Raw genomic sequence first — 8315 nt, 5'->3', positions numbered from 1 at the left:
GCCCGCAAGAATCAGGCGTATCACGACGAAAGGATCAGCCTGTCTAGATACGACTTCATGAACCAGCTTCCGGCGCTCAAAGCGGAGTTGCCGTGGCTGAAGGATCGGGAGTGGACGTGCCCGGACTGCGGGACGACCCACGACCGGGACCTGAACGCCGCGACCAATATCAAACACTTCGCACTTGCAAGGCGACGGATCAGCGCCGTCGAGCCTGTGGACTCGCTCCCGGTGGGGAGGGGGATGATAGCTGGGAAGCCCGCTCGCGCAAGCGGGGGGTAGTTCACAGATACGCCTCCGTCGCGTAGCGCCGCATCATCCGGTGGGTGTTGAAGTAGTAGGCGATCTTTGCGATTGAACTTCGCATGATCGTCGTCCACTCGTCCCTCCGGTGGTAGTAGGTGGGGATGATCAGGTACTCAAGTTTGCTGTAGAGGTCCTGGAGTTCCCGGGCCCGCCGTTCGGCCTCGCTCGCCGGCGCACCGGGCCCGGGGCCGATCGCCCACCCTGTCGTCCCCTCGAGCCAGCCCTCGATCCACCAACCGTCAAGGACGCTGAAGTTGACCACCCCGTTGAGGGCGGCCTTCATGCCGCTCGTGCCGCTTGCCTCGTAGGGCGGCAGGGGCGTGTTCAGCCAGACGTCAACCCCTGCGGTCATCAGGCTCGCAAGATCCATCGTGTAGTTCTCGAGGTAGACGGCCGTCACCTCCCCCTCCAGGTCGCGCATGGCGTTGTGAACCTCGCGGATCTCCTGCTTGCCGACCGCGTCTGCCGGATGGGCCTTCCCGGAAAAGACGAGCTGGATCGCCCCCCGCCTGCCGGCCTCCCGCAGTTTTTCAAGGTCCGAGAAGATCAGGGTTGCCCGCTTGTAGGCCGTTGCCCGCCTGGCAAACCCGATCGTGAGGGCCCGGAGGTCCAGGGCCACACCGTTCTTCTCCCTGACATAGTCGACCAGGACCTGCTTCTCCTGCTGGTGGGCGTGCCTGATATCCTCGTGCGGGATCTCATCGACCCTGACGAGCAGTTCAGGCTCCTGCGCCCAACCTGCGATGTAGCGGTCGTAGAGATCCCGGAACGGCCCTGACGTCCAGGTGTGCGGGTGGACGCCGTTCGTTACCGCCCTGATATGGAACCCCGGGAAGAGCCGCCGTGAGAAGTTCATGTGTGCCGTCGTCACACCGTTGACGTACCTGCTCAGGCGGAACGCGAGGGTTGCGAGCGCAAGCCCCTCCTCACCGATGTACTCCCCAAGCAGGGTCGGCGGGATCTCGCCCGCCAGCAAGCGGACCACCATATCTCGTGGGAACGTCTCGAACGCCACCGCCACCGGGGTGTGGGTGGTGAAGATGCAGTGCGTCTGCACCTTCTCCTCATCCATTCCCCGACGTTTGAGGAGTTCAAGGGTGAGGAGGCTTGAGTGGCTCTCGTTGATATGGTACTTGCCGACCCTGATGCCCAGGGCGGCGAGCATCCGGGCCCCGCCGATCCCGAGCACAATCGCCTGTTTCAGCCGGTACTCCTGGTCGCCGCCGTAGAGGTGGTCGGTTATCCCCCGATCCTTGGGTGCGTTCTCAGGGAGGTCGGTATCGAGGAAGAGCACCGGCACGAGGCCGCCGACAGGACTCCAGTAATCGTAGAGCCAGGCCCGGATCGCGACGTTCGCATCCCCGATCCGCACGGTCACCCGCCGGGAGAGTTCCCGCATGTGCTCTCTAGGGTCCCACTCGTCCGGGAGATCGATCTGGTCGCCGTCCGGGGTCAGGCGCTGCCGCACGTAACCTTTCCGGTTGACGAGCGTCACCGCGACCATCGGTATGAGGAGGTCGGCGCTCGAACGGATGACGTCCCCGGCAAGCACCCCGAGGCCGCCGCTGTAGGTCGGTATATCGCTCTCAAGGCCGATCTCCATGGAGAAGTAAGCGATCTTCTCGCCCTCGACGAACGTATCCCTGCAGAGTTCGCTTGAGAAGTAGTAGGTCCCGCCGCGGACCTCCACCGAGTAGGCCGCCGTTGCCGGGTCCACCGGCATCCCGCAGACCGGGTCCCTCGCCGCCATGGCCCTGCATCCACTCGGGGTCCATATGAACCTGCCGACGCCTCCGGGTTTTGGGCCGGGCTACGCAGCGCAGCGTTACTCACATACACCCATGACCCGATTGCCACCGGGTATTGCCATGTACTGCTCCCGGAGGCGCGGGTGGGGATTTTGGGGAGGGACTTACGGGTACCCACCTGCTGGGAGGGGGAAACCCCCTCCCCGGTCCCCTCCCCCAGAGGCGATAGCCACCACGGTCCAGTGTCCGGGCCATTCTTATATCTGCCCCTCCGGGAACCCCTCTCCTGAGTCACTCCGGATGCGGCTCCCCACCGTGTATCGCCCCGCACTGCCCCCGCCCCGGGGGGCGAGTGAGGAGGCCGCAGGCCGGGCGGGGTGGGGGTTGCGGGTACCGCCGTGCGAGAGACAGGGGAGGGGGGCTTGCCCCCCTCCCCGTCGGCCCCTCCCCCAAAGGGGATATCCACCACGGTCCAGTGTATTGGGATTGGTGGAAAAGAACCTGATCCCGTCTATCTCTGTCCCTCACCTTACCTTCTCCGGGAAACCATCGTTAGAGCCGCTTCCCATCCACGGCTTCCCACTGGCTATCGCCACAGATCGGGCGGGGTGGGGGTTAAGGGGTGGGACTTACGGGTACTCACCTGCGGGGAGGGGCGACCCCCTCCCCCAATGGCAATAGCCACCACAGTCCACTGCATCGGGACATCCCCGGGGAAAAACGGGTTCCAGGTAGTCTGGACTCCATCTGCTCTCTCTCCCCTGCAGGTCGTCTCCGGAGCCACCCGAACGCGGCTCATCGCCGGCTATCACCACAGACACACCGGTCCCCGGGGGCTGGCAGCGGCACCTATATACGATCCCCGGGAGAGGGGGCGGGGGGATCATGGAGCGCCAGGCGATCAGCACCGACGAGGCCCGGGGCATGGCCGTCGACGACCTCTACCGGGCCCTCTCCTCCCAGCGGGAGGGCCTGACCCGTTCTGAGGCTGAAGACCGCATCAAGAGGTTCGGTCCCAACGAGCTTCCTGAGAAGGAGGAGAGCGCGGTCCTGAAATTCCTCCGCTACTTCTGGGGTCCCATCCCGTGGATGATCGAGGCGGCGCTCATCATCTCCGCCGCTATCGGACGCTGGGAGGACTTCGCGATCATCTTCGCCCTCCTTCTCGTCAACGCGGTCGTCGGTTTCTGGCAGGAGTATCAGGCAGGCAACGCCATCGCCATGCTGAAACGACGGCTCGCACTCGAAGCAAGGGTGCTCCGCGACGGCAGGTGGCAGAAGGCCGCCGCACGGGACCTCGTTCCCGGCGACATCGTCCGGGTCAGGAACGGGGACATCGTACCCGCAGATATCAAACTCGTCGAGGGGGACTTCCTCTCTGCCGACGAATCCGCTCTCACCGGGGAGTCGATGCCGGTCGAGAAACACGCATCAGACATCGCCTACTCTGGCTCCACCATCAAACAGGGCGAGATGACCGCGCTCGTGGTAGCCACAGGAGAGAAGACCTTCTTCGGCAGGACCGCCCAACTCGCCGGGGAGGCGATGACAGCCAGTCACTTCCAGAAGGCTGTCGTCAGGATCGGCGACTACCTGATCGTGCTTGCAATCGCGCTTGTCACCATAGTCTTCATTGTCTCGCTGATCAGGCATGAGAGCATCCCTGAAACCCTCCAGTTCGCTCTTGTCCTGATCGTAGCGGCCATCCCCGCTGCGCTACCGGCCGTCCTCTCGATCACCATGGCCGTGGGCGCGACGGCGCTTGCACAGCGAGAGGCCATCGTCAGCAGACTCGTTGCCATCGAGGAGATGGCCGGGGTGGACGTCCTCTGCTCGGACAAGACCGGGACGATCACCGAGAATAAACTCACCCTCGCCGATGTCGCCCCGTTCGAGGGGTTCGGAGAGGATGACGTGCTCCTCGCCGCCCTCCTCGGATCCCGGGAGGAGGACCAGGACCCAATCGATATCGCGATCATCGAATCAGAGAAGGCACAGAGCCTCAAAGAACGGCTCTCCTCCTACACCGTCACTGGTTTTAAGCCCTTCGATCCCGTGGTGAAGCGCACCGAGGCCACGGTCCGGGATAGCGACGGGCGGGAGTTTTCGGTCGCAAAGGGCGCGCCGCAGGTGATCCTCGCCCTCGCCGGTGGGGGGAGAGATCTTGGCGCGGCAGTCGACAGCCTCTCCCGGGCCTTCGCAGAGAAAGGCTACCGGATGCTCGGCGTCGCACGGAGCGATACACCAGGTACCTGGACCTACGCCGGCGTCCTCGGGCTCCACGACCCGCCCCGCGACGACTCCGCGGCAACCATCAGGACGGCGGCAGAGATGGGGCTCGACGTCAAGATGGTCACCGGCGACCATGTAGCGATCGCCCGCGAGGTCGCCCGGGAGGTGAACCTCAGGACCGATATCGCCACCGCCGACGCCTTCGTAGACGAGCCCGACCCCGAAGCCGCGGAGATCGTCGAGAAGGCGGCCGGGTTCGCCGAGGTCTTCCCCGAGCACAAATACCGGATCGTCTCCCTCCTCCAGTCCCGGGGGCACATCGTCGGCATGACCGGCGACGGTGTGAACGACGCCCCCGCCCTGAAGAAGGCTGATGTCGGGATCGCGGTCGCCGGGGCCACGGATGCAGCAAAATCAGCGGCCGCGATCGTCCTCACGAAACCCGGACTCTCGGTGATCATCGACGCGATCAAAGAGAGCCGGATGATCTTTGAGCGCATGAGCCACTACGTCACCTACCGGATCGCCGAGACCATCCGCGTCCTCTTCTTCATCACCCTTTCAATCCTGCTCTTTGGGTTCTTCCCGATAACCGCCCTGATGATCGTGCTCCTCGCCCTCTTAAACGACATCCCGATCATGACCATCGCCTGGGACAACGTCCTCTACTCCCGAGCCCCCGAACGGTGGAAGATGCGCAAGATCCTCACGATCGCGACAATTATCGGGTTTTTGGGCGTCGTATCCTCATTTACCCTGCTTGCCATCGTCGAAGGGCCGCTGAACCTCTCCCTGGATGTCATCAGGTCGCTCGTCTTCCTCAAACTCGCGGTCGCCGGCCACCTCACCGTCTTCGTCGCCCGCACCCGGGGGCCGTTCTGGTCTGTCAGGCCTGCTCCGGCCCTGCTCGGGGCGGTGATCGTCACACAAACTGTCGCGACGCTGATCACCGTCTACGGGTTCATCATAACCCCCATCGGCTGGCCGCTTGCGATCTTCGTCTGGGTCTACGCACTGGTCTGGGCGCTTGTGATCACGGATCCGATAAAGGTCTACGCCTACCGCCTCATCGACCGCGGCAGTATACCGTTTGTCCGGTGAGGGATCTCCCTCACCGGGCGAGCGGGGCCATCCTCTTTGCGCTCCTAAGCCGCTCCTCAACCTCGGCCACACGGAGGGTGATCTTCAGTATCGCGTCGGGCTCGACCGATATCGAGTCGATCCCCTGCTCCACCAGGAAGTCGGCGAACTCGGGGTAAGTGCTCGGCGCCTCGCCGCAGAGCCCGCTGTGCCGTCCGTTCCGCCGGCACCCCTCAACTGCCATGGCGACCATCCGCTTGACGCCGGGGTCGCGCTCATCAAAGGCCCCGCCCACGACCGCGGAGTCGCGGTCGATACCAAGCGTCAGCTGGGTCAGGTCGTTTGAGCCTATCGAGAACCCGTCGAAGTAGTCGCTGAACGCGTCGATCTGGACGACATTATTCGGGATCTCGCACATCTGGTAGACCGAAAGACCGTTTTCGCCCCGCCGGAGACCGTTCTTCCCGAGTTCCTCGATGACCTGCTTCGCCTCCTCCACCCGGCGGCAGAAGGGGATCATGATGATGAGGTTTACAAGCCCCATCTCCTCCCGGACCCGCTTCATCGCCCGGCACTCGAGGCTAAACCCCTCTCGGTAGCGCTCATCGTAGTAGCGGGAGGCGCCGCGGAACCCGAGCATCGGGTTTGCTTCCTCTGGCTCAAAGTAGGTCCCGCCGAGAAGGCTTGCATACTCGTTGGTCTTGAAATCGCTCATCCGGACGACGACCGGGTTCGGGTAGAACGCCGCGGCGATGGTCCCGGCGCCTTCCGCGAGCCTCTCGACGAAGTACTCCTCCCCGTTCGGGTAGCCGTAGGTGAGGTCCGCGATCAATCTCCTGACGGCTTCATCCGTGACCCGCTCGGGGTGGACCAGCGCCATCGGGTGGACTTTGATGTAACTGCTGATGATGAACTCCATCCGGGCGAGCCCGATGCCGTCGTTCGGGACCATCGCAAGCCCGAAGGCCGCGTCCGGGTTCCCGAGGTTCATCATCACCGCGGTCTTGGGCCGTCGAAGGTCAGAGAGCCGGATCCTCTCGACATGGAACGGGAGGGCTCGATCGTAGACGAACCCCTCCTCGCCCTCGGCGCAGCTGACCGTCACCTCCCGGCCTGTCGGGACCTTCTCGGTTGCGTCACCTGTGCCGACGACCGCGGGGATGCCGAGTTCCCGGCTGACGATCGCAGCGTGGGAGGTCCGTCCGCCCCGGTTCGTCACGATGGCGGCGGCCGTCTTCATCACAGGCTCCCAGTCCGGCGTGGTGGTGTCGGAGACCAGGATCTCTCCCGGCCTGAACTCGGGGAGACGGCTGACGTCGGTGATGATCCGGGCCTTCCCGGCAGCGATCGCATCCCCGATGCTCTTTCCGGCGGCAAGCACCGTCCCGCGTTCATCCAGGTGGTAGGTCTCGAGGACGTCTCCCGCCTTCTGCGACTGCACCGTTTCGGGCCGGGCCTGGACGATGAAGACCTCCCCGGTCTCGCCGTCCTTTGCCCACTCGATGTCCATCGGCACCGGCTTTCCGGCCTTTGCCGAGTAGTGGTCCTCGATCGTGAGCGCATACCCGGCGAGCGTCAGGACATCGTCGTCGGCGATACAGAACCTCTTCTGGTCGGCTTCCGGGACATCGACTCTCCGGGTGACCTCCTTCGCACCCCCGAGGCCGTAGATCAGTTTCACCCTCTTCCCACCGAGGTTCTTCCTGACGATAGCCCGGTAGCCCTTCCGGAAGGTCGGTTTGAAGACGTAGAACTCGTCGGGGTTGACGGCGCCCTGGACGATCATCTCACCAAGCCCGTAGGACCCGGTGATGAGGACGACGTCCCGGAAGCCGGTGTCGGTGTCGAGCGTGAAGATGACCCCGCTTGCGGCGAGATCCGAGCGGACCATCTTCATGACCCCGACCGAGAGGGCGACCCTGAAGTGGTCGAAGTGGTTGTCGATCCGGTAGGCGATCGCCCGGTCGGTGAAGAGGGAGGCAAGGCACTTGATATAGGCCTCCCGGAGCGCCTGGTAGCCGCGGACATTCAGGTAGGTCTCCTGCTGGCCCGCAAACGAGGCTGTCGGGAGATCTTCGGCGGTTGCGGAACTCCGGACTGCGACGTCGGCGTCTGGCCCGTACTCGTCGCAGAGCATGTCGTAGGCCGCCTTGATCTCGCTCCAGAGGTCGTCGGGGATCCCGGCCCCGAGGATCAGGTCGCGGGCCTGTTTCCCTCGCTTTGCAAGGTCAGCGACGTCGCTCCGGTCGAGCCCTGCAAGCGTCTCTTTGAGATCGTCGAGGATCCCTGCGGAGTCGAGGACATGCCAGTAGCCCCCGGCGGTCACGGCAAACCCGTCCGGGATCTTCACGCCCTTCGGGGTCAGTTCGCTGTACATCTCGCCAAGCGATGCGTTCTTCCCGCCGACCAGCCCGACGTCCTCGTTTCTGATGTCGGCAAACCAGCGGATGTAGGTCGCGTCCTGCTTCATGCTCTCCCACCCCCGGTAGGCGGCGGCGCCGGCACCTGGTAGGTCCCGGCAACGATGTTCTGCGGGTTCCCGGCAAAGAAGACCCTGACGTTCTCGATGCTGGTGGCGAGGATCCGCCCGAGCGCCTCACGGGTATTGAAGGCGTTGTGCGGCGAGAGTATTGCCCGGTCCGATTGCAGGATGGCGAAGCTCTCGAGCGCATCCTTGAGTTCGGCCGCCGAGGGCTCGCCTGCCCCAGAAAACTCCTCCTCGATCCAGATCTGCTCCCCCTCGAAGGTATCGAGTGCGACCCCCCCGAGGCGGCCTTCGCGGAGGGCGGCTGCGACCGCCTGCGTGTCCACGACCCCGGCCCGGGAGGTGTTGACGAGGAGCGCGGTGTCCTTGACCAGCCGCAACCTATCAGCGTTGATGAGGTGGTGCGTGGCTTTCGTGTAGGGGACATGCAGGCTGATGACATCGGCCTCCCGCAGCAGGTCGTC

General features: G+C 64.3%; 5 protein-coding genes. 2 read left to right on the top strand and 3 right to left on the bottom strand.

The genetic code is table 11. The features are described 5' to 3' along the window. The coding region (locus tag BP858_RS02740; RefSeq protein WP_286878785.1) for a zinc ribbon domain-containing protein at positions 1 to 282 on the top strand (282 nt) is incomplete at its 5' end. 1 nt (position 283) lies between these two features. On the opposite strand, the gene glgP is transcribed toward BP858_RS02740, so the two are convergent. Further along, on the bottom strand, positions 284 to 2056 hold the full coding sequence (gene glgP / locus BP858_RS02735) for an alpha-glucan family phosphorylase (protein ID WP_286878784.1): 1773 nt from the start codon (positions 2054 to 2056) through the stop codon (positions 284 to 286). A gap of 883 nt (positions 2057 to 2939) precedes the next feature. On the opposite strand from glgP, the gene BP858_RS02730 reads away from it, so the two are divergent. After that, positions 2940 to 5387: a plasma-membrane proton-efflux P-type ATPase gene (locus tag BP858_RS02730; protein ID WP_286878783.1), complete on the top strand. Its 2448-nt coding sequence runs from the start codon at positions 2940 to 2942 to the stop codon at positions 5385 to 5387. 10 nt (positions 5388 to 5397) lie between these two features. On the opposite strand, the gene ppsA is transcribed toward BP858_RS02730, so the two are convergent. After that, the gene (gene ppsA, locus BP858_RS02725; protein ID WP_214167055.1) at positions 5398 to 7836 is read right to left on the bottom strand and encodes a phosphoenolpyruvate synthase; all 2439 of its coding nucleotides are present in this window, start codon (positions 7834 to 7836) and stop codon (positions 5398 to 5400) included. Continuing rightward, a partial coding sequence (locus BP858_RS02720; RefSeq protein WP_286878782.1) for an NAD(P)-dependent oxidoreductase occupies positions 7833 to 8315 on the bottom strand: 483 nt, incomplete at its 5' end. The genes ppsA and BP858_RS02720, both read right to left, overlap by 4 nt.

Source organism: Methanoculleus sp. UBA413, assembly GCF_002502935.1.
GTDB lineage: Archaea > Halobacteriota > Methanomicrobia > Methanomicrobiales > Methanoculleaceae > Methanoculleus > Methanoculleus bourgensis.
Note: the sequence above shows the minus strand (reverse complement) of the source record. Positions and strands in the feature narration are given on the sequence as shown.

Excerpts from the sequence above, each read along its gene's own strand:
- BP858_RS02730 (WP_286878783.1), top strand. The coding sequence starts at position 2,940 with ATGGAGCGCCAGGCGATCAGCACCGACGAGGCCCGGGGCATGGCCGTC.
- glgP (WP_286878784.1), bottom strand. The coding sequence starts at position 2,056 with ATGGCGGCGAGGGACCCGGTCTGCGGGATGCCGGTGGACCCGGCAACG.
- ppsA (WP_214167055.1), bottom strand. The coding sequence starts at position 7,836 with ATGAAGCAGGACGCGACCTACATCCGCTGGTTTGCCGACATCAGAAAC.